Genomic DNA, 23,138 nt, shown 5'->3' on the forward strand with positions numbered 1-23,138 from the left:
GTTTATCCGCCTGGAAGCGGATATGGACGCTTTGGAGAGGGTGTCCTGATTTGGGCGACGGAGGTTATCTCCGTCGCCTTTTTCATGCGCCAAGCCGGAATTCCTGAATCCTCTTGCTCCCGACCAGTTGCTGTTTAAGACTTTCCCTCATTGGGAGAGAAATCAATGCATCCGATTCAGCACGCGCAAAACCGTCCGGATCATCCGGCGATCATTATGGCGGGCAGTGGCGAAACTGTGACCTACGGAGAGATGGAAGCCACGGCCAATCGCTTCGCCCATTTGCTCAGGGCGCGCGGGTTTGGCCCCGGCGATACGTTTGCGGTCTTGATGGAAAACACCGCGCACTACCTCCAGCTGGTCTGGGGTTCGCAGCGTGCCGGGACCATGTTCGTGCCGATCTCTACCCGGCTTACTGCTCCGGAAATCGCCTATATTCTGAAAGACAGTGAAGCGAAGCTGCTGATCAGTTCGACGATGTTTGCCGATGTGCTTGCGGCCCTGCCTGGCGAGGGCGCCGATATGGGCACGCTGGTTCTCGGCTCTGGGGGAGAGGACGACCTTGAAGCGGCCCTCTCTGCACAGCCGGCGGACCCGATCGCAGACCAGACCGCCGGAATGGTGATGCTATATAGCTCGGGGACGACTGGCCGTCCCAAAGGCGTGCGCCCGGCTCCGCCTGAGGATCCGGATGTGCAGGCCGTCAATCCGCTGATGGGGCTTGCGGTAATGGGTGCCGGAATGCCGGCCGATGGCAGCATGGTCTATCTCTCGCCAGCTCCGCTCTATCATGCCGCCCCGATCGGCTGGTGCAGCACGGCGCAACGCCTCGGCGGCACAGTGGTTGTGATGGAGAAATTCGATCCGGATTCCGCGCTGGCCGCAATCGAGAAATACAAGGTCACCGATAGCCAGTGGGTGCCGACCCACTTTGTCCGCTTCCTCAAACTGACAGATGAAGAACGCAATCGCTACGACCTGTCGAGCCACCAGCGTGCGCTCCATGCGGCTGCGCCGTGCCCGGTGCCGGTAAAGCAGGCGATGATCGAGTGGTGGGGGCCGATCGTGAACGAGTATTACGCCGGCTCCGAGAGCATCGGCATGACGTTGGTCAAGAGCAAGGACTGGCTCACACATCCAGGGACGGTGGGCAAAGCCATCCATGGCACTCTGCATATCTGCGGTGGTGACGGGGAAGAGGTTTCAGCCGGCACTGATGGCCTGATCTATTTTGAGAACGATATCCTGCCGACTTATCACAACGATCCAGAGAAGACCGCTGATGCAATGCATCCCAAGGGCTGGATGACGCTGGGCGATATCGGCCATGTCGATGATGACGGGTTCCTGTTCCTCACCGATCGCAAGAGCCACATGATCATTTCGGGCGGAGTGAATATCTACCCGCAGGAGATCGAAAACCTGCTGGTCACCCACCCCAAGGTGATGGACGCTGGGGTTATCGGCGCGCCCGATCCCGATTTGGGTGAGAAGGTTGTTGCTGTGGTTCAGCCGATTGACATGGCGACGGCAGGGGAAGCTCTGGAGCAGGAATTGCGCGATTTCCTGGCGCCCAGCCTGTCGCGGATCAAGATGCCCAAGCTCTTTGATTTCCGGCCTGACCTGCCGCGGGAAGCGAACGGCAAACTCTACAAGCGCGAGCTGCGCGACGAGTATGAAGCCAAGGCGAAGGAGTCCGCTTGATGGCAGAGGCTGCCTATCCAACCCTTTCGCCGGAGCTGGCACGCACAGTGATCGACCCGCATTCCTATGCCGAATGGGATGGGTTGCTCGACACTTTCGATCACCTTCGCCAGACCAAGCCTCTGGCGAAAATCGTGCCGGACGAGGAAGGGTTGTTCGAACCATTCTGGCTCGTCACCCGCTATGATGATGTGATGCGAATGAGCAAGGACAATGCGACCTTCCTCAACAATCCGCGCCCGGTTGTCTTCAGCCTTAACTCCGCGATTGAATTCTCTCGCCAGGCCACCGGCAGTAATATGCTGGTCGATTCCCTGGTGGTGTTCGATGCCCCGGTTCATCCGAAATACCGCAAACTGACCCAAGACTGGTTCATGCCGCGCAATCTCAAGCAGATCGAGGATGAGATCCGCGCGCTGGCGAACCGTACTGTCGATGCCATGGTCGCGGCCGGGCCGGAAGTTGATTTCTGCAAGCTGGTTTCGGGGCCGTATCCTCTACATGTTGTCATGCAGATTCTAGGCGTGCCGGAAGAAGACGAGCCTCGGATGCAAATGCTCACCCAGCAGATGTTTGGCGGGCAGGATGCCGACCTTTCGGGCACAGGCATGGAGAACATGACGCCCGAGCAGGTTGTCCAACTGGTCGCAGGCGCTGTCAAAAGCTTCGAAGACTATTTTGCCGATATTGCCCGCCAACGTCGCGAGAACCCGACTGATGATGTCGCCAGCGTGATCGCCAATGCCAAGGTGGATGGTGCGCCACTTCCTGACCGGGACATGGCCGGATATTACATCATCGTAGCTACGGCCGGACACGATACCACTTCGGCCAGCACAGCAGGGGCAATGATGGCACTGGCGCAGGATCAGGAGCAATGGGCGCGGGTGAAAGCAGACCGCAGCTTGCTCCCCGGCATTGTCGAGGAGGCGATCCGCTGGACGACACCAGTGCAGCATTTTATGCGTACGGCGGCTGAAGATACCGAATTGGGTGGCCAGACCATCAAGAAAGGCGACTGGCTGATGATGAATTATGTCGCGGCCAATCATGACCCGGCGCAATTCGATAACCCGCGCGCCTTTGACGCGGCGCGTAGCCCGAACCGGCATGTGGCTTTCGGCGCCGGGGCACACCAGTGCCTTGGCCTGCATCTTGCCCGGCTGGAAATGCGGATCCTGTTCGAAACACTGCTGGACCGCATTGCTTCATTCGAATTGGCGGGAGAACCCCAGCGTGCGAATTCGACATTTGTCGGTGGGCTCAAGACCCTACCACTGAGGTTTACCGCATCATGACCGATCCAATGGATTTCACCGGCAAGCAAGTGCTGATCGTTGGCGGATCGAGCGGTATCGGCAACGGTATGGCGCATGCCTTCCTCGCGCGCGGCGCTGAAGTGCATGTCTGGGGCACACGCGCCAACGCTTCGGATTATGGTGATGAGCCGGGCTCGGACCTGACCGGGCTGCACTATGCCCAGGTCGATGTCAGCGACCCCGACCAGATTGATCGTGCCCCTGCCTTCGATAGCCTTGATGTGCTGATCTGTTGTCAGGGCGCGGTGCAATATCGCCGGGCAGAATTCGAGCGGGAGGGTTGGGATCAAGTCCTTGCCGTCAACGTCAGTTCGGTAATGGATTGTGGGCGCAAATACCGCGCTGCCTTGTCTGCGGCTGGCGGAAACATGATTGTGGTTAGCTCTACCGCTGCATTTCACGCCACTATCGGCAACCCCGCTTATGGCGCGTCGAAAGCGGCGGCGGTTGCCCTGGTGAAAAACCTGGCGGCTGCATGGGCGGGCGAGGGCATTCGCGTAAACGGCATCGCGCCTGGTTTCGTCGCCACCAAGATGACCAAGGTTACCACCGACAATCCTAAACGGATGGCGGGGGCGCTGGCCAAGATCCCGCTCGGAAGGATGGGAGAGCCATCCGAATTGGCGGGCGCGGCTCTTTTTCTCGCTTCGCCTTTGTCATCCTACGTCTTGGGGCAGACTCTCGTTGTGGATGGCGGTCTGACGCTTTCCTAGGAGAGCAAGCGCTTGGCCATGGTGCGCACTTCTGCGCCCATATCGTCACGCTCCATCGCCAGTGCGAGCGTTGCCTCGACAAAGCCGAGCTTGCTGCCGCAATCGTACCGGCGGCCGTTGAAAGTGACGGCGTGGAAGGGCTGGTCACCGATCATTTTAGCCATGGCATCGGTCAATTGGATTTCGCCTCCCGCACCTGTGCCCTGGTTCTCGAGCACCCGCATCACCTCGGGCTGAAGGATGTAACGGCCGGAGATGATTTTGTTGGAGGGCGCTTGATCGACGGGTGGCTTTTCCACCAGCCCGCGCACTTCGGTCAAAGGGCCATCCGCTTGCCCCGGATCGATCACGCCATAGCTCGACACATCTTCGTGCGGCACTTCCAACACGCTGATCAGGTTGCCGCCGGTCTTTTCATAGGCATCTACCATCTGCTTCATGCAGCCCGATCCATTCTTGTGCCCGATCATCAACTCGTCCGGCAGGAAGATGGCAAAGGGGTCATCGCCGACAATTGCTCGTGCGCACCAGATTGCGTGTCCTAGGCCCATCGGGACTTGCTGTCGTACGGTAATGATATCGCCCGGGGTAGCGCGTGTCGCATCAAGGATCGACATATCCTTGCCGCGATCACCCATCGTACTTTCCAGCTCGTAGGCGACATCGAAATGTTCGACGATGGCGGTCTTGCCCCGTCCGGTTACGAAGATCATTTGCTCGATCCCGGCCTCGCGCGCTTCATCCACCGCATATTGGATCAGTGGCCGATCAACTATCGGGAGAAGCTCCTTGGGAATGGCCTTGGTGGCGGGTAGGAATCGTGTGCCGAGCCCTGCTACAGGGAAGACGGCTTTCTTGATCGGTTTGGGGTTGGTCATGGGGTTTCCGATAGGAACTATGTGCTGCCGAGGTCAAATAGCGTCACCGGGTTTCAAGGCAGTTACGATCCGATCGTGGCCAATTACTTGCCTTGCCAGCCAGCCAAGCTAAACCGCCGCGATGGACAAACTTGTAATCAATGGCGGTAACCGTCTTTCCGGCACAATTCCGATCTCGGGGGCCAAGAACTCGGCTCTCACGCTGATCCCCTGTGCCTTGCTGACTGACGAGCCACTGACCCTGCGCAACCTGCCCCGTCTCGCGGATATTGACGGGTTCCAGCACTTGATGGGTCAATTCGGAGTATCGATTGCGATCCAGGGCAAGCGGCCCGAAGATTTCGGCCGTGTGGTGACATTCGAAGCGTCACGACTGACCACGTCTGTCGCCCCGTATGACTTGGTCCGCAAGATGCGTGCTTCGATCCTGGTACTTGGCCCGATGCTGGTTCGGGCGGGCGAGGCCACCGTCTCGCTTCCGGGTGGCTGTGCCATCGGCAATCGTCCGATCGACTTGCATTTGAAGGCCCTTGAGGCGATGGGTGCTGAGATCGAATTGGCGCAAGGTTATGTCAAAGCGATCCTGCCCGATGGGGGGCTACCCGGCGGTGATTACGATTTCCCCGTCGTGTCCGTTGGCGCGACCGAGAATGCGCTGATGGCTGCCGTGCTGGCCAACGGCACCAGCCGAATTACCAATGCCGCGCGCGAACCCGAGATCGTCGACCTGTGCAATCTGTTGCTCGCCATGGGTGCGGAAATAGAGGGCGTTGGCTCCTCGGAACTTACGATCCATGGCGTGACGCGATTGAATGGCGCGACTTACAAGGTAATGGCCGACCGGATCGAGGCGGGGTCATATGCTTGCGCCGCCGCCATTACGGGCGGGCAAGTGACGCTCGCCGGGGCCAAGGCCGAAGAAATGATGGCTACACTCAATGCGCTGGAAGATATCGGGGTCGAGGTAAGCCACGACAAGCATGGCGTAACGGTTGCGGCCAATGGACCGCTCAAGGCGACAAATCTCACTACGGCACCCTATCCGGGCCTCGCCACTGACATGCAGGCGCAATTGATGAGCCTGCTGTGCAAGGCAGAAGGCAACAGCGTTCTCAAGGAAACGATCTTCGAGAACCGGTATATGCATGTGCCCGAATTGAACCGGATGGGCGCTGATATCGAGACCGAGGGTCGTACTGCGATTGTAAAGGGTCCGTGCGATCTGACCGGGGCCGAAGTAATGGCAACCGATCTTCGTGCGTCGATGAGCCTGATCATTGCAGCGCTGGCAGCTGAAGGGGAAACGCAGGTGCGCAGGATTTATCACCTTGATCGCGGCTATGAGCGTTTGGAAGAGAAGCTTCAGCTGGTCGGAGCCGACATTGAAAGGGTCGACGACTAGCCTGTCTCGACCTGACCTGCTGGGCTGTGATACCATCTGTGGCCGAGGGGGCGGACCATATCCCGCATAGCGTTCGATCCTGAAGATCTCACTGGGTGAGGAGGGGCGCATGACGGGCGAGAGTGGTTCGAGATGGAAGACATTTGCTGTCGTTATCGGTGCCATTGCCGCGTTGCTAACAGCGATTGGAGGCCTGCTCACGCAAATCGGCGCCTTCTACGATGAACCGGATGCCGGACAAGGCGACGCCCCAACTGTAATGCAGCCGAACCCGGCACCACAAAACACTGCGCCAGTCCCATCGAGTCCATCGCAGAACGCGCTTGCTGACAAACAAGCGCTGCAGATGGCGGAGGCCCAAACGACGCGCATTGTTGATGCAATCCGCCGCCAGGATTTGGGCCCGATTGTCGCCTTGGCCGACCCGCCCGTATTTCTTGATCAGGGCACATTGGTGCTGAGCAAGGCAGATTTTCGCCAACGGCTTCGCGCTATGTTTAAACGCAATAGCGGCGACGCTCCGATGCCACGGCCTGACAGGATAAAAGCCTATTCGATCGGGGATGCCCGCAATCAGGGCTTCGTTGCCGAGGGAGATCGGGCGATCAGCCGGCTCAACCTCACCAATGACGATTTGATTGCCATCGCCGATTTCGATGGGGAAGCCGTGGCCTTCTATTTCCGCCGCAAGTCAGACGGCATTGGCTTGGCAGCGATCTGGGACTAGTCGCTGCGCTCTTTGAGAACGAGCCAGACCCGCACAGCGCTAGCCAGACCTGGTGGTGTTTCTGCCGCAATCCTTTCCGCATCAATTCGCGCCACCAGGGCATTGATCGGAATGCCTTCATCCTCTGCGGCGATCCTGAGCATCTCCCAGAAAAGCGGCTCCAGACTGATAGATGTCTTGTGACCCGCAATCTCGACGGACCGTTTGACGGGAGGATGATAGTTCTGGCGCATACGGGTATGCTAGACTCACAGCCGTGCCAAACAAGCGCTTCCGCACTCAGGCAGCCCTGATGATGCCGGTCGTAGTGCGCTTTCTCGCTGGATTGGGTATCGTAAATGGCTGGAGCGAAAGCACCGTGTTGGCCAATTCTTCCACACTCATGGGCTGGTGAAAAGAAACGCCGTGTTGCGCGTTGTCTTGCCAGCAGACGATTGCTCGCCGAGGAGTATCGCCGCCGAACTCGAGAGCAATATGCTCGGCTATCGGGAGGCGAGCATCGCAATCGATCATGGCACCCGCACAGGAGAGATCGACCAGTCGAGCATGATGCGCGAGTGTGCCCTCGACGACCGTTGCGTCGGCAGAAACTTTCAGGCGGATGGGGCGGCTTTCGTAGGGGCTTGGCTCGTGGACGAAGTCTGCCAGCACAATCGGGCTGGCGAATCGGTAGCCTGCCTGGCGCTTGCCCAGCCACACGCGTTCGATCGGGTAGGTATCGCCGTTCGCCAATTGCAGCAGTACGCGAGGCTCTGGTGGGGCAGCATGAAGGAAGCGCAGGCCAGCTCCGTCCGTTGAGACATCGTGGATGACGCAGTAGTATTCGCCGCTCTGACAAATGACCTTTGCACTGCGAAGCAGGAGCGACGAACGGGCCGCTTTGCGACGACCAGCATTGGTCGCCTCGTCATCTCCGCATTCAATATCGGGCATCCCGGCCACCTTGTATCCAGTCGCCACAACAGTGTGGACGGTGAACACTAGCCGATCATGGTTAACGCCGCGTCAACCGTATTTTGGGCAGAAACACGCGGCTCTGAGTGCCGATCAGTACATATGTTGGCCGCCATTGATGCTCATAGTGGAGCCGGTAACGAAACCGGCGTCATCCGAACATAAGAAGCTTACGCCGCGGGCAATTTCCTCGGCGTGGCCCAGTCGGCCAACAGGAATCTTGGCGACGATCTTTTCCAGAACCTGTTCGGGAACCGCTGCGACCATATCGGTGTCGATGTAGCCCGGAGCGATCGCATTCACAGTGATGTTGAAGCGCGCACCTTCTTGGGCGAGCGCTTTGGTGAATCCATGAATTCCGGATTTGGCTGCGGCATAGTTTACCTGGCCATACTGCCCGGCCTGACCATTGATTGAGCCGATATTGACGATACGCCCCCATCCCCGTTCCTTCATGCCCGGGAAGCAAGCCTTGGCCATATTGAAGCAACCGCCCAGATTGACCCGCATGACGTCATGCCAGTCTTCGTAGCTCATCCGCAGCAAGGTCCCGTCCCGTGTGATCCCGGCATTGTTGACGACAACATCAACCGGCCCGACCTCTTCCGCCACCTTGATACAGCCTGCCATAGCGTCTTCGTGGTTTCCGACATCCCACTTGTAGCAATGGATGCCAGTCTCTTCCGCGCATTCTCGGGCGGCTTCGTCATTGCCGGCATAATTGGCGACGACCGTGAAGCCATCGGACTTCAAAGTCTCGCAAATGGCGCGTCCAATACCCCGTGTCCCGCCCGTTACAATCGCTACTCGTGCCATATCCGATCCCTCCATGCCTGCATATTTGCTCTGCATGACGTAACGTCAGGCAGTGGTGCGGGCAAAGAAAAACCCCGCCGGAGCGGGGTCATGCAATCGAATTCAGGTCAACGGTAGCTAGACCTTCGATTGAGGGTCAGAAACGCAATTGGGTCCCGACATAGACTGCCTGGCTGTCTTCGACACCGTCAGTCAGAGGGGCAAGGCGATCGCGTTCTTGCGACAAGCGGACGCCGGCAGTCACATCAATATTGCGCGAAACCCGGTACGAGCCGCCCAGATCGACACTTTGTTCGCCCAAGCCCTCGAGCGTGCGCGGAGCACGACCCGGGTTGCGTTCTGTTTCCAGTGCAATGCGTGGCTGGAACCTGCTCGGCTTGTCTTCGGCCGTGGCGTCGCTGGGACGGAACTGCGCCAGGTCAGGCATTTCAATCTTCGAAACTCCGGCCGGCAACCTGGCTGCCGGTTTGGCGAAGCTCTGATAACCACGTGCAACCCCCAGATCGAAGCGGGTCGGCGCAATTGTGACCTTCCGGTTGCCCGGCGTGTTCTCGGCCATGTCGATAGCGGAGCGTACGGAAATGGCTCGCGCTGTCTCATCGTCAACACGGACCGCGACGGTTACTGTGCGCGAGCCGGGCGCTTTGCCACCGGCGGGTGTAAAACGAAGAGCTTTGCGCGAGGCCGCATACCGATTGTTGACGCGCTCTGCGAGGACGGGGTCGACACTGCCCGGAGTAAACCGGGGTGCGTTCTGGTCGAGCGGTGCGAACACTGCGTCTGACACGGCCAAGCTGGCCGTCGGAATGGCAAGAAGCGCACCTGCAGCGACCAGCGTGGGCACGAGGCCCTGCTTGATAGTCGATGCAAAATTGCGGCTCATTTTTATACTCATCCCCGTTCAGAACGTTCACAAAAGCACATTCTGGCTGAACGACTCGTGAAAGCTCTGATGAAAAGACTAGGCTGCGAGTCGCCGCATGGCCAGTTTTTCCACAGTCCGCCTGAGTCATTACCTGAATGTGTTGCATCCCGCCCACAAAGGCGGATTAGCCAACGCGGCGCCCATTCACCTGTGATACACGCAAAGGCGGCACATAGGGAGGATAGAGGCCTTACTTGCCGCGCACGCGATGGAGGCTATAGAGGCTTGCACATCTAGTTGAGGACGACAGATCCATTCCATGAGCATTTTTCCGGCCAATCCTACTTCGTTTGCCCGCACGGCCCTCGTGGGCGTTGCGCTTGCATCCCTGACTGCCTGTGGCGGCAAGGATCGTCCGCAGGCTGACCTTGCTGCGTCGCAAGTGACGACAATCGGGGTGAACTCCTATTTATGGCGGGCTTCGCTTGAGACTGTCAGTTTCGCGCCATTGCTGCAGGCGGATAGCGCCGGCGGCGTTATCGTGACCGACTGGTATACGAACCCCTCCAATACGAGTGAGCGGGTCAAGGTGACTGTCGCGATCCTGGACCAGGATTTGCGCGCCGATGCCTTGCGCGTTGCGGCTAGTCGCCAGGTCGCCCAGGGTGGAACCTGGGTCGATGCCCCGGTTCAGGCCGCCACAGTGCAGAAGCTGGAAGACATTATCCTGACGAAAGCGCGCGAACTGCGTCGCCAGGCTGTAGCCAGCTAAGCTGCATTTCCCTACGGGGATATCATGACTGAGACTCGTTTCGATCCGTCCTCGGCCGACGGACGGTGGCAACATGCATGGGATGAAGCCGGGTGCTTCGCCGCCGATAGCAACAGTGACAAACCCAAGAGCTACGTGCTCGAGATGTTTCCCTATCCCAGCGGACGCATCCATATTGGGCATGTGCGCAATTACACGATGGGCGATGTGCTGGCGCGCTACAAAAAGATGCGCGGCTACGAAGTCCTGCATCCGATGGGTTGGGATGCCTTCGGCATGCCGGCCGAGAATGCGGCCATGGAAAAGGGCGTCCATCCCGGCGGCTGGACGCGTGGCAACATAGCCAACATGAAGGCCCAGCTCAAACGGCTGGGATTCGCGCTCGACTGGACGCGTGAATTTGCGACCTGCGACCCGGAATACTATGGCCACGAGCAATCGCTGTTCATCGATTTGTTCGAAGCCGGATTGGTCTATCGCAAGGAAAGCGAGGTCAATTGGGATCCGGTTGACCAAACCGTGCTGGCCAACGAGCAGGTAATCGATGGCAAGGGCTGGCGATCTGGCGCCGAGGTGGAAAAGCGAAAGCTGAATCAGTGGTTTCTCAAGATCACCGACTTCGCAGACGAACTGTTGGAAGGTCTCGGCGACCTAGACAAATGGCCGGAAAAAGTCCGGCTGATGCAGGAAAACTGGATCGGCAAGAGCCGAGGGCTCCAGTTCCGCTTCGAGCTTTCGAATGGGCAATCGCTGGAGGTTTATTCGACCCGGCCCGATACGATTTTTGGTGCCACTTTCGTGGCTGTCGCGCCGGACCATCCGATTGCCAAGTCTGCAGCCCAGGCGTCTGAGAAGGCCGCCGAATTTGTGCAGTTGTGCAAGCGCGGCGGGACCACGGCTGCCGATCTCGAAACGGCTGAAAAACTGGGGTTTGACACTGGCATCACGGCGGAACACCCGTTTACCGGAGAGCCGCTTCCGGTCTTCATCGCGAATTTCGTTCTGATGGATTACGGCACTGGGGCAATAATGGCGGTGCCAGGCCATGATCAGCGCGATTTCGATTTCGCGCGCAAGTACCAGTTGCCGATTCCAAGAGTTGTTGCAGCCAGTGCCGAGGATTCGGAGAAGCCCTTCGCGGGCGAAGCGGAGCCCGGTGAAGGCGTCGTGGTCAACTCTGGCTTTCTTGACGGAATGGATGTCGAAACGGCCAAGAAGGCAGTGATCGACCGGGCCGAAAAGGACGGCTGGGGCAACGGACAAACAGTCTGGCGTCTGCGCGACTGGGGTGTTTCGCGCCAGCGCTATTGGGGTACACCCATTCCCTTTGTGCATTGTGATCGATGCGGCGTCGTGCCTGTCGCTCGCGACCAGCTACCAGTCACACTTCCAGACGATGTCGACTTCCAGACACCGGGCAATCCGCTGGTTCGGCATCCGACCTGGAAAAAGACCACCTGCCCCAAATGTGGATCCTTGGCGGAGCGTGAGACCGACACCCTCGATACGTTTGTCGACAGTTCGTGGTATTTCCTGCGCTTTGCCAGTCAGCCGGATGATCGGCCGTTTGATCCGGAAGAGGTCGAAAAATGGCTGCCCGTTGAGCAATATATTGGCGGGATCGAGCATGCGATCCTGCATCTGCTCTATGCTCGGTTCTGGACCCGCGCCCTGCGTCATGCCGGGCACTTGCCATTTGCTGAGCCTTTTTCGAGTCTGTTCACCCAAGGCATGGTCACACATGAAACCTATTCTCGGCGCGATCCGCAGAGCGGCAAGCAAACCTTTTTCGAGCCGGAAGAGGTCGATCGCGGAAGCAAAGGCGCAAAGCTCAAGGACGACGGTTTCCCGGTGACAGTTGGCCGCGTGATAAAGATGTCCAAGTCGAAGAAGAATGTTGTCGACCCGGACACAATTGTAGAGCGGTATGGAGCTGACGCCGTGCGCTGGTTCATGTTGTCGGACAGCCCGCCGGAGCGCGACCTGCCTTGGTCGGAGAGCGGGATTGAAGGCTGCTGGCGTTTTGTGCAGCGGTTGTGGCGACTGTTCGAACAACACGACGTAGCAGCGCAGGGTGACGACCAAGCTTTGGCCCGAAAGATGCACCAGACGATCGCTGCGGTCGCCGGCGATATCGAGGCGCTCGGTTTCAACAAGGCAGTGGCTCGCATCTATGAGCTCACCGCTGCAATCGAGAAGGCCCAGCCTAGCGCCAGCCGTTCGGAAGCAATTCGCGCGGTCTTGCATCTGGCATCGCCAATGATGCCGCACCTTGCCGAGGAGGCTTGGCAGAAAATTGGCGGCCAGGGCCTGTTGGCCGAGGCGCCATGGCCCACCGTCGATGAAACGCTTCTGGTGGATGACGAGGTGACCATTGCCGTCCAACATATGGGCAAGCTTCGCGATACGCTGACCGCACCCAAGGGGGCCGCAAAGGAAGATCTGGAAGCCCTTGCGCTGGCAAGCGAGAAGGTCCAGCGTTCAATCGACGGAGCAGATATTCGTAAGGTAATTGTCGTGCCTGACCGGTTGGTAAATATCGTCACATGATGCGGGCCGTTTTTCCTCTTCTGGCCTTGGCTGCGCTCACGGCCTGTGGTCTGCAGCCGGTCTATGGGGGCGGTGCCAAGAGTGCCGCGGTCCAGGGGCTGGGGGCGATCCAGGTCTCTGACATTCCGGGCCGCGAGGGTTGGCTCATGGGCAATGCGCTGCGCGATCGTCTGTCCATCGGCGGCAGGAATACAGCACCGCGCTATCGCCTCGATATCCGTCTTGATGACCAACTCGAAGGGCTCGGCCTGCTCAACGATGATACGATCGGCCGCGAGCGACGGACATTGCGGGCTCGCTACCAGCTGGTGGACCTGACTGACGATACGATCCTGCTGGATGCGACCGCGGGGTCGGATGCAGGGATCGACGTTGTCTCGAGTGAATACGCCACAATCGCGGCCGAGCAGAGCGCATTGGAACGCCTGACACAGGAGGTGGCAGACCGCATCGTCACTCGCGTATCGCTCACCTTGCGAAAAGAGCAGTGAAGGCAACCCAGCGGGACTTTGCCAGTCAGGCGCAGAGAGCTGCGCGTCAATGCACTGTCTTTTTCTTTTGCGGACCGGATGAAGCAGGGGCGTCAGCCGCAGCGGAAGCCATACATGCCATGCTGCCGGATGCCGGCGAGCGGGTAGAGATATCCGGTGCTGATTTGCGGCGGGACCCCGTGCTGTTGGGTGATGAGGCACGATCGACTTCGCTTTTCGGTGACACGCGGCATCTCTTTGTTCGCGCAAACGGGGACGAGGCGCATGATGCACTTGCAACACTCTTCGAAGGCGAGGGCGAAGCATGTCCGGTACTGGTGGTCGCGACCTCAGCAACCGACAAGTCGCGCACGGCGAAGCTGCTAGCCAACCGCGACGATGCCCTGGTTGCGATGTTCTACCCTCCCGATTTGCGCAGCATGACGGGTACGGTTCGCGATCTGGCCGATGGCGCAGGCTTGCGCCTGGGCGGAGATCTGGCAGAGCGCATCGCGCGTGCCTCAGGTCTCGATCAGCGATTGGCGAAATCCGAAGTCACCAAGCTGGCCCTTTATCTCGATGCGTCTCCGGCATCACCCCAGAATGCAGATATCACCGCTTGGGAACAGATCGGTGCGAAGACCGAGGAAGACGGCTTCATGCCGCTCGTGAACACCGCGCTTTCTGGTCATATCCGCAAGCTGCCAGCCGAGATGGCGCGGATGCGCGAGCTGTCGCTCAATCCCGTGGGTATTGCACTCGCGTTCGAGCGTCGCGCGGCCCAATTGGCGCAACTTGCCGCCCGTCTGGGCAGGAACAGCGATGTGAACGGGTTTATCCAGTCGGAGAAACAGGCCCGTCGTATCTTTTGGAAAGACGAGCGCGATTTGCGCGAGCAATTGCGGATTTGGCGCGGAAAGCGGCTAGATCGGTTGGTGGCCCGGCTAACCGCCCTGCACCGACACCTCTTGGCCAACAGCCAGTCCGGGGAAATCCTGCTTGCGCAAGAGCTGACCCAGATCGCCCGGGCGGCGGCAGCGGCGGCAAAATAGCGTCTGCATTGACCGACCTTCCCTGATTGCAGTAGCCTTCGCCGACACCGGCCGCTTCGAGGACAAGCGTTGACGGCAAGCGAAGGACGGGCCGAGTTGAACGCGCCTTTCGAAATGGAAGATTCCGCCAGGGATCAAAGCTTCACGCCTGCGCCCTCGCTCGAGAGGAGACGTCTGAGGGCCTATCTGCTGCTGGTCGCGGTAGACATAGCCGCGATCTTGGTCGCGTTCTTCTTGGCGGGCGCACTCTATCTCGGCCGTATTCCGGACCCTCAGGCCTTGCGGCAAGCCTATCTGTTGCTGCCGATCTTCCTGACCATCGCCATGTATCAGGGGACTTATTCGCTCAGAACCCTGCTCGATGCCCGCTACGCGAGTCTGCGGGCACTTTCGGCCCTCATGATCGCAGCGGCGCTGCTCGCATTCGTTGCCTTCTATCTTAAGACGAGCGCGACGTTTTCTCGCGTCACACTCACTCTCGGCTTGGTCTTGAGCGGCCTGATCATGGTCGGGATACGTGTGGCGGCCGTACGTCTTGTGGAGCGGCGGTGGGCGGGTTTTGTCCGCAACCGGTTGCTGATCCTCGATGGTGGTCCTGATCTACCTATTGCGGCCAACCAGCGGGTGGAGGCGGCTCGATTCGGGCTCGATCCGAAGGCGGACGATCCCGATCACCTCGACCGGCTTGGCCAGGTCCTGCTCAATCAGGATGAAGTCGTGGTCAGCTGCCCTGCCGAACGTCGCGATGATTGGGCATTCGCGCTCAAAGCCAGCGGCGTTCACGGTGAAATCGTGAGCGACACCGCTCAGCGGCTTGGCGCGATCAATGTCCATCGATACGAAGGCGTAGAGGCGACGACCCTGGTTGTCAGCGCAGGGCCACTCGGCTTGCGCGCCCGGGCAGCGAAGCGGTTATTCGATCTGGTATTTGCCAGCCTCGCGCTCCTGGTCCTGTCCCCGTTCTTGTTCCTGCTCGGCCTTGCCATTTGGATCGAAGATCGTGGGCCAGTCTTGTTTGTGCAGAAACGGACCGGGCATGGGAACCGGTTCTTCCCGATGTTGAAGTTTCGTTCGATGCGCGTTGCCGCACAGGATGCACATGGTACGCGGTCAACCGCCCGCGATGATGATCGCGTGACCCGAATCGGGGGCTTCATGCGGCGGCGTAGTATTGATGAATTGCCGCAGCTCATTAACGTTTTGCGTGGCGAAATGAGCATTGTCGGCCCGAGGCCTCATGCCCCCGGCAGCCAGGCCGGAGAGAAGCTGTTCTGGAAAGTCGACTCGCGATACTGGCATCGCCATGCGCTCAAGCCCGGCTTGACCGGCCTTGCGCAGATTCGCGGACTGAGAGGAGCGACAGAGGAAGAGCATGATCTGTCGGACCGGTTGCAGGCAGATTTGGAATACATCGCCCGATGGTCCTTGCAGCGCGATCTTGCGATTGTTTGGCGAACCTTGTTCGTCCTCACCCACGAGCGGGCTTACTGAGTGATCGGCGCAGAAACGAAAAGAGCCGCTGCCTCAATCGAGGGAGCGGCTCTTTTTCGCAAGCAGAGGTTTTTAACGGGGGCTGTTGCCCTGACTGCTCCCTGCGGCGGCAATAATGCCACCTATCGCAGCCAGACCAAGCAGCAAGAAAAGCCAAAGTTTCTTGCCGTCGCCATCGTCGTCTTCATCCTGATTGCCGATATCGCTTACGCTTGAAACCGGCTGTGCAAACTCTGTCGCGCCCGGACGCGTTTCCGCCAGCGAGGCGGTCGAGCCGAACACGAGAAGACCCGCGGCGGTCATTGCAAGAAGCTTTTTCATCGGTATTCTCCGGTGTATTCAGCTTTCACGATGTAAACGATCAAGCGCAGGGGTCAAGTTTTGGTCCCTGATGGGGATATTGGCTTAGCGTGTTGACCTTACCATACCGTTGCGCAAGTCGTGGCGAAGGCCAGTCTTGGCTTGTATTCAATCAGCATTCGGGCAGGTTTGCACCCTATGCGCGGCAAATCGGGCGTAGGACTGGGGAATCGTGGCGTTCATTTCCATAATCGGCCTGAATTATGCCCCCGAGCCCATCGGGATCGGGCCCTACACGCAAGGCTGGGCCACGTCTCTGGCGCAACGCGGACATCGCGTGCAGGTCATTTGCGGTGCGCCCTATTATCCGGGTTGGTCACTTGCAGCAGGTTACAAGAACCGGTTTGCGGGGAGAGTTGAAGACGGGGTCGAGGTCTTGCGCGTGCCCCACTATATTCCTGCGCGGCCAACTGCTGCACGCCGAATGGCGCATTACGCTTCGTTCGCCGCCAATGCTGCCCGCGCCGTGCATCGCCAAGGCTCAGACTTCAGACCCGATGCGGTTGTCGCGATTGCCCCGGCGCTGCTCGCGGCGCCTGTCGCCTTGCGATTGGCGCGAAAGGCCGGGGCGCTGTCTTGGCTGCATATTCAGGACTTTGAGGTCGGTGCAGCCTTGGCGACAAGTCTCTTGCCCGCCTCACTGGCGAACCCGGCGTCGCGATTCGAGCGCTCGGCTATCAAGCGTTTCGACCATGTGAGCACAATCGCTCCAGCCATGTTGGACTTGGCCCGAAGCAAGGGAGCTGGAGCAGCGCAACTGCACGAGCTTCGCAATTGGGCCGAGCCAGGCGTGGGTGCAGCAGGTATTCGCCCCGAAGATATGCGGGCCGAATTGGGATTGCCTGCTAGGAAAATCGCGCTCTACTCGGGCAATCTTGCCAGGAAGCAGGGTATCGATCTCATCCTTGATACGGCGGAGCGAACGCGGAACCGGGCTGACTTGCACTTTGTCGTCTGTGGTGAAGGTCCAGCGGTGACATTGGTAGAGCAAGCGGCGGAAGCACTGCCCAATCTGCACTACAGGCCGCTCCAACCGCGATCCAGACTGCCCGAACTCTTGGCGGTCGCGGATATTCACATGTTGCCGCAGCTGCCCGGGGCAGCTGATCTCGTATTGCCCTCGAAGCTCGCGAACATGCTCGCTTCGGGTCGGCCTGTCGTGACTAGCGCCGACCCGGGAACTGCGCTGGCCCGAGAGGTAGCAGGATGCGGCATTGTTGTTAGCACGAATGACAGGGAGGCATTTGCCAATGCAATCACGGCGCTGGCCGATGACCAGGACCGCCGCGAAACTCTCGGGAACGAGGCGAAAATCAGGGCGAACGAGCGTTGGTCGCGCACCGGACTGCTTGACGCATTCGGCGATGCGCTAGAGAGTGCCCTGCAGGACCACCGACAGTGAGCATATCGATTTTGGCAACACAAGCATCGGCACCGGCGCAAGCCATCCCGGGCTTACGGCGGTCAGCAGCTTCTTATATTGCCATGGTGCAGGCCCGGGTGATCGATGAGCGCACGGGCGGACACTACCTCAAAGAAGGCGGCCGGGATCGAGACCGCACGTGAGAATTCTCCATGTCGTCGGAGATTCCAATCCCGCCATGGGCGGCGCCATCGAAGGGGTCTTCCAACTTGGCGATGCCTACAGGGCGATGGGCCATGTCCAGGAGCTGCTGACCCTCGATGCTCCGGATGATCCTTGGGTGGCAGCGGCACCCTCACCTGTCCACGCGCTTGGCCACCAAAGAACTGAGGCTCCTGGCGCACTCGGGCAATGGGCAGAGAAACTTCGCCCGCCGACGCAAGCAATTTCTTGGTTGCGAACAAACCTGGCCAACTATGACGCAGTCGTCGTCGATGGATTGTGGAACACATCCACTTTGACTGCACGATGGGTCTTGCCCCGCGCCGGAGTGCCCTACGCTGTATTCTCGCACGGCATGCTTGATCCCTATTTCCGCACAACGCAGCCCGGTAAGGAATGGATCAAGCGACAGCTTTTCCGGGTGAATGAAAGGGTGCTGTTGCGAGGGGCGGAAGCCGCCTTGTTCACGACGCAACAAGAGCGAGACCTGGCTATCGAGGCTTGGCCAGGCTGGAAGAAAATTGAGAGCGAGGTGGTGGGGTTCGGCACCGGCGAGCCACCGGTTCGAAGCCCGGCCATGGCCGCTGCTTTCGCTGAGGCTGTTCCCGATGCTGCAGGTGAGCCGTACCTGCTGTTCCTCAGTCGTTTGCACCCCAAGAAAGGGTGCGAGATCCTACTTGAGGCCTTCGCGACTGCTGATCTGCCGGCCAATTTGCGGCTGGTCATGGCCGGGCCCGGTGATGCCGGATATGTGACCAAGCTGCGGGCGCAGGCAGAAGCGCTTGGCATTGGCGCGCGCACAGACTGGCCGAGAATGTTGAGCGGGAACGCCAAGTGGGGCGCGCTTTACGGCTGCGAAGCGATGGCATTGATTTCACACCAGGAGAATTTTGGCGTCGTGGTGGCCGAAGCACTGGCGTGTGCCCGCCCAGTTGTCATCTCTGATCAGGTCAACCTCCATGGCACAATCAGTGCGGCCGGTTCGGGGATCGTTTGTGACAACAATGCTCCCTCGGCGCGCGAGGCGCTTGCAACAATCATGGCAATGTCACGGGAAGATCGAACCGCCATGGGCCAGGCAGGTCGCACGCAATTCGATCGCGAATTCGCGATGCGCCGCACCGCCGAGAGAATTTTGGCGTTGTTCGAGAGATCGCAGAACGAAAGCACCAACAACGGATAAAGTCCTTTCCTACAAATAACCATAATGGTTATGCGCAGCTCGAAAGGAGTTGCCATGCCTGATTCTCTGCCCCCGATCCGCCACCCTTCCCGATTTGTCCCTCTTTCGGCCGTAGCCACAGGAGTACCCGGAGAACCCGCGTTGCCGGTCAGCGCCACCAATCCGGTTCCCTGTCGTGACCAACCCTTGCGTGGCGCGCGCATGCTCTCCGCTGATATCGCGGTCGAGCCCGGCATCGCGCTCCTGGTCGATTGCAGCGTTGCCGGCCTCGCCTCATTCACGCTTGAGGATGGATCCACGCTTTCGCTGACTCTCGCCCCCGGGCTCACGATGTTGCCCCTGGCCGTGTCCACTGTTGCCTCGGCCAATCAGACAGCGCAGTTTGACGCGTGGGTGCTCGACTGATGCTGGCGCTACATGCTCCGCGCGCAGCGGCTCCCGACAAGCTGACCTCACTTGCTGGTGATGCCATCATTCCTCAATTGATTGATCCCATGCCGACAGTAAGCGAGAGCGCGTCCTCTACCCTCCCGCGCTATTGGCCGACCTCCAGCGGTACGCCCTTCTACCAAATGGCTTCGGCACCTCAGGGCGGGGTCTTTACCTTCTGCCGTGGCCTGCCGGGTAGCACCCAGTCGGGCATTACCTATTCCGAAGGCCGCGTGATGACCGCCTCGAATGCAGGCGCGCGCGCCACGCTTGGCCAGCAGTGGTCGTTCATTCACGAGGGTGCCAAGATCGAGCTGCAGGTTCGAAGCAATCCGCACGGCTTCCTCGTCCGGGTCGACAACAAGTTTCTTTCACTTGAGCCATACCAGACTTCAGGCCAGACCATCGTTACTCTTGATTTCGGGATGTTGGCCCGCCGTCGGATCGATCTCATCTCTTGGGGCATGGGCTTCGCCGGTATTTTCACCGATCCCACCGATAGCGTGTTTGCCGCTACCTTGCGCGGGCCACGGGCGATTATCTTTGGAGACAGCTTCACGACTCCCGCACCAACAAACTGGGCAACTTGGTTTGGCCATGCGATGGGTTGGGACGACGTCTGGCCCAGCGGTGTCGGCGGCACCGGCTTCGTCAATGACGGCAATGGCAATGCAGTCTCCCTACCTGACCGTGTTGCGACCGACATTGTGCCTTACAACCCCGACCTCGTATTCTTGCATGCTGGCCTCAATGATTTTCTGGTCCCGCCTGATGAAGTGGAGGAAGGGGCTTTCCATACTGTCAGGCGCATCCGCGACGCATTGCCCTCTACGCAGGTCGTCGGGGGTGCCGATACCGCTTTCGGCATTGAAGCCTGGAGCGCAGCCAATCTTGACACGCTGGACGCCATCCGCACGGGTATTGAACGCGGGGGCGGGCACTGGATTAGTCCGGTCGAACTGCCTCTTGCCTTTGCCGGTCAGCCGATTGGTGCGGAGGCGACGCTATATGCGCCCGTTTCTGCGGGCCAAGCGGGAAATGATGGTACGCCCGACAGCGTAACCCATCCCAACGGGTTCACGTGTAATACGGCAGTCGACAATTCGCTGGTCAACCTGCGGATCGGTTCGGTGGTCGAGATCGGGAGCGGACCCAATCGGGAACGGGTCGCGATTACAAGCGTGGGTTTCCATCACGCTCGCCTCGTTTACGGCTTTGACGGTGCGATGCAGTATGACCACGTGGCAGGGGAACCCGTCCGTGAAGTTGGCCCTTGTTTCGTAACGGGCCATGGTACGTCGGCCAGTCCTTCAGGCTGGGGCAGCGCCGACCGCTTCATTGGAGTGGACAACTTCCACTACTCTCCGGAAGGCCATCGGGCGCTGGGCGCGGTCAATGCGGCATTGTTGCGGCAGCACTTACGCGGACGCCCGTTGATCTAGCCCGGCGGCACGCTGGCAGCTAGGGATGATGACAATGGAACAGCCAACCATCCCTGCCAGCGTGCCTTCGCTGACGGTCGTCGTCCTTACACGAGATGAGGAAATCCACATCGCTCGTGCGCTAGCATCGCTTGATGGCCTCGCGAGCAGGATCGTGGTGGTCGATTCCGGATCATACGACAAGACCCGCGAAATCGCAGCTGCGACCGGCGCCAACGTGTTCGAACGTCCGTGGGTCAACTATGCTGACCAATTCCAGTGGGCACTAGATCACACCGGCATCAACACCGAGTGGACGATGCGCCTGGATGCCGACGAGTGGCTGGGCAAGGACCTAGTCGCCTCGCTCCGACAAGCCTTGGCGAACAGCGACGGCGGAGTCAGCGCAATCAGCCTCGACCGCCAACATCATTTCATGGGTCGATGGATCCGGCATGGCGGGCGATATCCGTTGCGGCTGTTGCGACTCTGGCGAACCGGTATGGGCCGGATCGAGCAACGCTGGATGGACGAGCATATTGTCGTCGACCGGGGCCGCATTCGTCATGTTCCTGGGACGTTTGTCGATCAGAATGAAAACGACCTGTCGTTCTTCACCACCAAGCACGATGCCTACGCCACCCGAGAGGCATTGGACGCGTTGATTGCTAAGCACGCTCTATTCGATCTGCCTGAAGATGGCGCGCTGGAGAGCACTGGACAGGCCAGGCAGACACGCACGATCAAAAACGGATGGTATAACCGACTGCCAACTGGCTTGGGTCCACTGCTCTATTTTCTCTACCGTTATATCCTGCAGCTGGGTTTCCTCGATGGAAGGCCAGGCCTGATTTATCATGTACTGCAGGGTTTCTGGTATCGGTTCCTTGTCGATGCCAAGCGGGTCGAACTGGAGCAGACAATCGATGGCGCCGAGACCGCCGCAGAGAAGGTGGACAGACTGAGCAAGGCCACCGGTCATGACCTCGCGGCATTTGCCGCTTCGCAGACGCAATTGCCGCGCTAGCCAGCCTTGAACAACGGACCCTTCTGCAATCGTTCGATCGTTCTTCTCGGGTGCCTCAAATGCTTCGCCAACCGGAGCGCACGCGAACCGAGATCGTCCCGCCAATCCCATGGTCGCCCCATCAAGCGTTCGAAATTGCGTAACGCATTGGCATGGTGTCGCTCTGCCAACTTGCCGGACATCGTTATCGAGTCGGCATGCAACCGATAAGCGCCCAAGACAGCATCGATCACTTCGATCCGCGCTCCGGACAGAAACAGCGATGTCAGCAATCCCCCGTCCCAATTGCCCCGATCCGAAGCGTCGAAGCCGCCTGCTTTTCTAAACGCATCGGCCCGGATAAATGTCGCGGGCTGGATCTGGACATGCGCACCAGTGGCGACCGCATAGCGCTGAAATGGCTCGGACCAGACGCAGCGAATGTGCTTCCCGGTTTCGTCGATCACTTCGGCATGGCCGCACAGCACATCGACTTCCGGATGGGCAGCAAAATATTGCGCCGCACATGCAAACGCCCCTGGCAACACCAGATCGTCTGAATTGAGATAGTAAAAAATGTCGCCCGTGGCTTGCGCGAAGCCTTTGTTCAGACCGTCTGCAGGGCCCTCATCGGGTTCGAATACCCGGATGATCCGAGGATCTGGATTGGCGTCGATGATTGCTCTGCTTGTGTCAGTGGAGCCAGGATCGCATAGGATGTACTCGATCTCTGCATGTGTCTGGGACAGAACCGAATCCATTGCAGCCAGCAGGAAGGCATCCTGATTGTAGGAGATGGTGACGACGCTGAAGCGCGGTGTCATGAGATGAAACCGCTGGTCCGGCGGAAATACTCCAGATCCTCGGGCAAATCTCCGACCCGCTCGGCGGGATTGCCGCGATACAGCCCCAAGGGGCCTGTATCGTCCAATTCGTAGACCGAACCTGCACCAATCATCGATCGGTCCGGCAGCGAGCTTCCTTTCAGGAGCGTGCAGCGGGATCCGACAAAGGCGAATTCCCCGACACGGATCGGCGCAGCATCTTGCCGGGCGGCACGAAAATCAAAACTATGGCTGATAATCTGGGAATGCCATCCGGCAAATGTCGCAAAGGCACCGATCGTCACGCCACCGGTGCAATCGATCAGGTGGCGATGGGTTATCGCGGCCTCTCGCCCGATCGTCAGGCTCGGGTCACGCTGGGGCAGATGCTTGAAAAAGTCCGCTGAATTCGCAGGCACGGCCGTAATCCAGTTCAGATTGCCAAGCCGGGCGCCGTCCCCCAATTCGAGGCGAGACAGTCCCTTGATGACTGTGAGGCTGCCGATGATGGCATCCCGGCCCAGGACAAGCTGCTTCGCCAATATGATTGAGCGCCCGATTGTTGCCCCCGGGCCTATGGAAAATCCGGGTAACAATCCCAAAAGGGGGCGTCTCAG

At 59.4% G+C, this 23,138-nt stretch carries 23 protein-coding genes; 15 read left to right on the forward strand and 8 right to left on the reverse strand.

All coding sequences use genetic code 11. The features are described 5' to 3' along the window. Positions 1-165: 165 nt before the first annotated feature. The 3 genes from ABD653_RS10085 to ABD653_RS10095 are packed head-to-tail and all read left to right on the forward strand — an operon-like array spanning position 166 to position 3,736. On the forward strand, positions 166-1,704 hold the full coding sequence (locus tag ABD653_RS10085) for an acyl-CoA synthetase (RefSeq protein WP_160778556.1): 1,539 nt from the start codon (positions 166-168) through the stop codon (positions 1,702-1,704). Beyond that, entirely contained in the window at positions 1,704-3,002 is a 1,299-nt protein-coding gene (locus ABD653_RS10090; protein ID WP_160778557.1) for a cytochrome P450, read from the forward strand. The genes ABD653_RS10085 and ABD653_RS10090 overlap by 1 nt, the downstream gene beginning before the upstream one ends. Continuing rightward, entirely contained in the window at positions 2,999-3,736 is a 738-nt protein-coding gene (locus ABD653_RS10095; RefSeq protein WP_160778558.1) for an SDR family NAD(P)-dependent oxidoreductase, read from the forward strand. The genes ABD653_RS10090 and ABD653_RS10095 overlap by 4 nt, the downstream gene beginning before the upstream one ends. Here ABD653_RS10095 and galU read toward each other — a convergent pair. Beyond that, positions 3,733-4,614: a UTP--glucose-1-phosphate uridylyltransferase GalU gene (gene galU / locus ABD653_RS10100; protein ID WP_160778559.1), complete on the reverse strand. Its 882-nt coding sequence runs from the start codon at positions 4,612-4,614 to the stop codon at positions 3,733-3,735. The genes ABD653_RS10095 and galU overlap by 4 nt on opposite strands. Positions 4,615-4,735: 121 nt before the next feature. Between galU and murA the strand changes: the two genes are divergently transcribed. Beyond that, positions 4,736-6,016, forward strand: a complete 1,281-nt coding sequence (murA, locus tag ABD653_RS10105) for a UDP-N-acetylglucosamine 1-carboxyvinyltransferase (protein WP_160778560.1) — start codon at positions 4,736-4,738, stop codon at positions 6,014-6,016. Positions 6,017-6,125: 109 nt separating this feature from the next. Then, on the forward strand, positions 6,126-6,743 hold the full coding sequence (locus ABD653_RS10110) for a hypothetical protein (RefSeq protein WP_160778561.1): 618 nt from the start codon (positions 6,126-6,128) through the stop codon (positions 6,741-6,743). Here ABD653_RS10110 and ABD653_RS10115 read toward each other — a convergent pair. The 4 genes from ABD653_RS10115 to ABD653_RS10130 form a co-directional block, all read right to left on the reverse strand. Further along, on the reverse strand, positions 6,740-6,976 hold the full coding sequence (locus ABD653_RS10115) for a ribbon-helix-helix domain-containing protein (protein ID WP_160778562.1): 237 nt from the start codon (positions 6,974-6,976) through the stop codon (positions 6,740-6,742). The genes ABD653_RS10110 and ABD653_RS10115 overlap by 4 nt on opposite strands. A gap of 46 nt (positions 6,977-7,022) precedes the next feature. After that, the gene (locus ABD653_RS10120; protein ID WP_160778563.1) at positions 7,023-7,676 is read right to left on the reverse strand and encodes a PilZ domain-containing protein; all 654 of its coding nucleotides are present in this window, start codon (positions 7,674-7,676) and stop codon (positions 7,023-7,025) included. 114 nt (positions 7,677-7,790) lie between these two features. Next, positions 7,791-8,513 carry an acetoacetyl-CoA reductase gene (phbB, locus tag ABD653_RS10125; protein ID WP_160778564.1) on the reverse strand — a complete coding sequence of 241 codons (723 nt, stop codon included), beginning with the start codon at positions 8,511-8,513 and terminating at the stop codon, positions 7,791-7,793. Positions 8,514-8,649: 136 nt separating this feature from the next. Continuing rightward, positions 8,650-9,396, reverse strand: a complete 747-nt coding sequence (locus ABD653_RS10130) for a hypothetical protein (RefSeq protein WP_160778565.1) — start codon at positions 9,394-9,396, stop codon at positions 8,650-8,652. A 301-nt stretch (positions 9,397-9,697) separates the two neighbouring features. Between ABD653_RS10130 and ABD653_RS10135 the strand changes: the two genes are divergently transcribed. The 5 genes from ABD653_RS10135 (at position 9,698) to ABD653_RS10155 (ending at position 15,713) form a co-directional block, all read left to right on the forward strand. Then, positions 9,698-10,150, forward strand: a complete 453-nt coding sequence (locus ABD653_RS10135) for a DUF3576 domain-containing protein (protein WP_160778566.1) — start codon at positions 9,698-9,700, stop codon at positions 10,148-10,150. Between the two features lie 24 nt (positions 10,151-10,174). Continuing rightward, a complete protein-coding gene (gene leuS, locus ABD653_RS10140; protein ID WP_160778567.1) occupies positions 10,175-12,700 on the forward strand; it encodes a leucine--tRNA ligase in 2,526 nt (841 codons plus the stop codon). Further along, positions 12,700-13,191: an LPS assembly lipoprotein LptE gene (gene lptE, locus ABD653_RS10145; RefSeq protein WP_160780339.1), complete on the forward strand. Its 492-nt coding sequence runs from the start codon at positions 12,700-12,702 to the stop codon at positions 13,189-13,191. Before leuS ends, lptE begins: the two co-directional genes overlap by 1 nt. Next, complete coding sequence (locus ABD653_RS10150) at positions 13,188-14,222, forward strand: DNA polymerase III subunit delta (RefSeq protein WP_160778568.1); 1,035 nt, start codon at positions 13,188-13,190, stop codon at positions 14,220-14,222. Before lptE ends, ABD653_RS10150 begins: the two co-directional genes overlap by 4 nt. Positions 14,223-14,318: 96 nt before the next feature. Then, complete coding sequence (locus ABD653_RS10155) at positions 14,319-15,713, forward strand: exopolysaccharide biosynthesis polyprenyl glycosylphosphotransferase (RefSeq protein ID WP_234032138.1); 1,395 nt, start codon at positions 14,319-14,321, stop codon at positions 15,711-15,713. Between the two features lie 72 nt (positions 15,714-15,785). On the opposite strand, the gene ABD653_RS10160 is transcribed toward ABD653_RS10155, so the two are convergent. Further along, a complete protein-coding gene (locus ABD653_RS10160; protein WP_160778569.1) occupies positions 15,786-16,034 on the reverse strand; it encodes a hypothetical protein in 249 nt (82 codons plus the stop codon). A gap of 211 nt (positions 16,035-16,245) precedes the next feature. Between ABD653_RS10160 and ABD653_RS10165 the strand changes: the two genes are divergently transcribed. From ABD653_RS10165 to ABD653_RS10185, 5 genes are all read left to right on the forward strand, one after another. After that, positions 16,246-17,475: a WcaI family glycosyltransferase gene (locus ABD653_RS10165; protein ID WP_160778570.1), complete on the forward strand. Its 1,230-nt coding sequence runs from the start codon at positions 16,246-16,248 to the stop codon at positions 17,473-17,475. A 160-nt stretch (positions 17,476-17,635) separates the two neighbouring features. Then, positions 17,636-18,841 (forward strand): glycosyltransferase, encoded by a 1,206-nt coding sequence (locus ABD653_RS10170; RefSeq protein WP_160778571.1) that lies wholly within the window; start codon positions 17,636-17,638, stop codon positions 18,839-18,841. A 54-nt stretch (positions 18,842-18,895) separates the two neighbouring features. Further along, complete coding sequence (locus ABD653_RS10175; protein WP_160778572.1) at positions 18,896-19,246, forward strand: hypothetical protein; 351 nt, start codon at positions 18,896-18,898, stop codon at positions 19,244-19,246. After that, the gene (locus tag ABD653_RS10180; RefSeq protein ID WP_160778573.1) at positions 19,246-20,712 is read left to right on the forward strand and encodes an SGNH/GDSL hydrolase family protein; all 1,467 of its coding nucleotides are present in this window, start codon (positions 19,246-19,248) and stop codon (positions 20,710-20,712) included. The genes ABD653_RS10175 and ABD653_RS10180 overlap by 1 nt, the downstream gene beginning before the upstream one ends. Before the next feature lie 34 nt (positions 20,713-20,746). Continuing rightward, the gene (locus ABD653_RS10185; RefSeq protein WP_160778574.1) at positions 20,747-21,718 is read left to right on the forward strand and encodes a glycosyltransferase family 2 protein; all 972 of its coding nucleotides are present in this window, start codon (positions 20,747-20,749) and stop codon (positions 21,716-21,718) included. Here ABD653_RS10185 and ABD653_RS10190 read toward each other — a convergent pair. Then, positions 21,715-22,521, reverse strand: coding sequence for a glycosyltransferase family 2 protein (locus ABD653_RS10190; RefSeq protein ID WP_160778575.1), 807 nt, complete (start codon positions 22,519-22,521; stop codon positions 21,715-21,717). The genes ABD653_RS10185 and ABD653_RS10190 overlap by 4 nt on opposite strands. Then, positions 22,518-23,063, reverse strand: coding sequence for an acyltransferase (locus tag ABD653_RS10195; protein ID WP_160778576.1), 546 nt, complete (start codon positions 23,061-23,063; stop codon positions 22,518-22,520). The genes ABD653_RS10190 and ABD653_RS10195 overlap by 4 nt, the downstream gene beginning before the upstream one ends. Positions 23,064-23,138: the final 75 nt, after the last annotated feature.

It is taken from the genome of Parerythrobacter jejuensis, assembly GCF_039536765.1.
Classification (GTDB): domain Bacteria; phylum Pseudomonadota; class Alphaproteobacteria; order Sphingomonadales; family Sphingomonadaceae; genus Parerythrobacter; species Parerythrobacter jejuensis.

Coding starts and splice junctions, on each gene's coding strand:
- ABD653_RS10085 (WP_160778556.1), top strand. CDS start 166: ATGCATCCGATTCAGCACGCGCAAAACCGTCCGGATCATCCGGCGATC.
- ABD653_RS10090 (WP_160778557.1), top strand. CDS start 1,704: ATGGCAGAGGCTGCCTATCCAACCCTTTCGCCGGAGCTGGCACGCACA.
- ABD653_RS10095 (WP_160778558.1), top strand. CDS start 2,999: ATGACCGATCCAATGGATTTCACCGGCAAGCAAGTGCTGATCGTTGGC.
- galU (WP_160778559.1), bottom strand. CDS start 4,614: ATGACCAACCCCAAACCGATCAAGAAAGCCGTCTTCCCTGTAGCAGGG.
- murA (WP_160778560.1), top strand. CDS start 4,736: ATGGACAAACTTGTAATCAATGGCGGTAACCGTCTTTCCGGCACAATT.
- ABD653_RS10110 (WP_160778561.1), top strand. CDS start 6,126: ATGACGGGCGAGAGTGGTTCGAGATGGAAGACATTTGCTGTCGTTATC.
- ABD653_RS10115 (WP_160778562.1), bottom strand. CDS start 6,976: ATGCGCCAGAACTATCATCCTCCCGTCAAACGGTCCGTCGAGATTGCG.
- ABD653_RS10120 (WP_160778563.1), bottom strand. CDS start 7,676: ATGCCCGATATTGAATGCGGAGATGACGAGGCGACCAATGCTGGTCGT.
- phbB (WP_160778564.1), bottom strand. CDS start 8,513: ATGGCACGAGTAGCGATTGTAACGGGCGGGACACGGGGTATTGGACGC.
- ABD653_RS10130 (WP_160778565.1), bottom strand. CDS start 9,396: ATGAGCCGCAATTTTGCATCGACTATCAAGCAGGGCCTCGTGCCCACG.
- ABD653_RS10135 (WP_160778566.1), top strand. CDS start 9,698: ATGAGCATTTTTCCGGCCAATCCTACTTCGTTTGCCCGCACGGCCCTC.
- leuS (WP_160778567.1), top strand. CDS start 10,175: ATGACTGAGACTCGTTTCGATCCGTCCTCGGCCGACGGACGGTGGCAA.
- lptE (WP_160780339.1), top strand. CDS start 12,700: ATGCGGGCCGTTTTTCCTCTTCTGGCCTTGGCTGCGCTCACGGCCTGT.
- ABD653_RS10160 (WP_160778569.1), bottom strand. CDS start 16,034: ATGAAAAAGCTTCTTGCAATGACCGCCGCGGGTCTTCTCGTGTTCGGC.
- ABD653_RS10175 (WP_160778572.1), top strand. CDS start 18,896: ATGCCTGATTCTCTGCCCCCGATCCGCCACCCTTCCCGATTTGTCCCT.
- ABD653_RS10180 (WP_160778573.1), top strand. CDS start 19,246: ATGCTGGCGCTACATGCTCCGCGCGCAGCGGCTCCCGACAAGCTGACC.
- ABD653_RS10185 (WP_160778574.1), top strand. CDS start 20,747: ATGGAACAGCCAACCATCCCTGCCAGCGTGCCTTCGCTGACGGTCGTC.
- ABD653_RS10190 (WP_160778575.1), bottom strand. CDS start 22,521: ATGACACCGCGCTTCAGCGTCGTCACCATCTCCTACAATCAGGATGCC.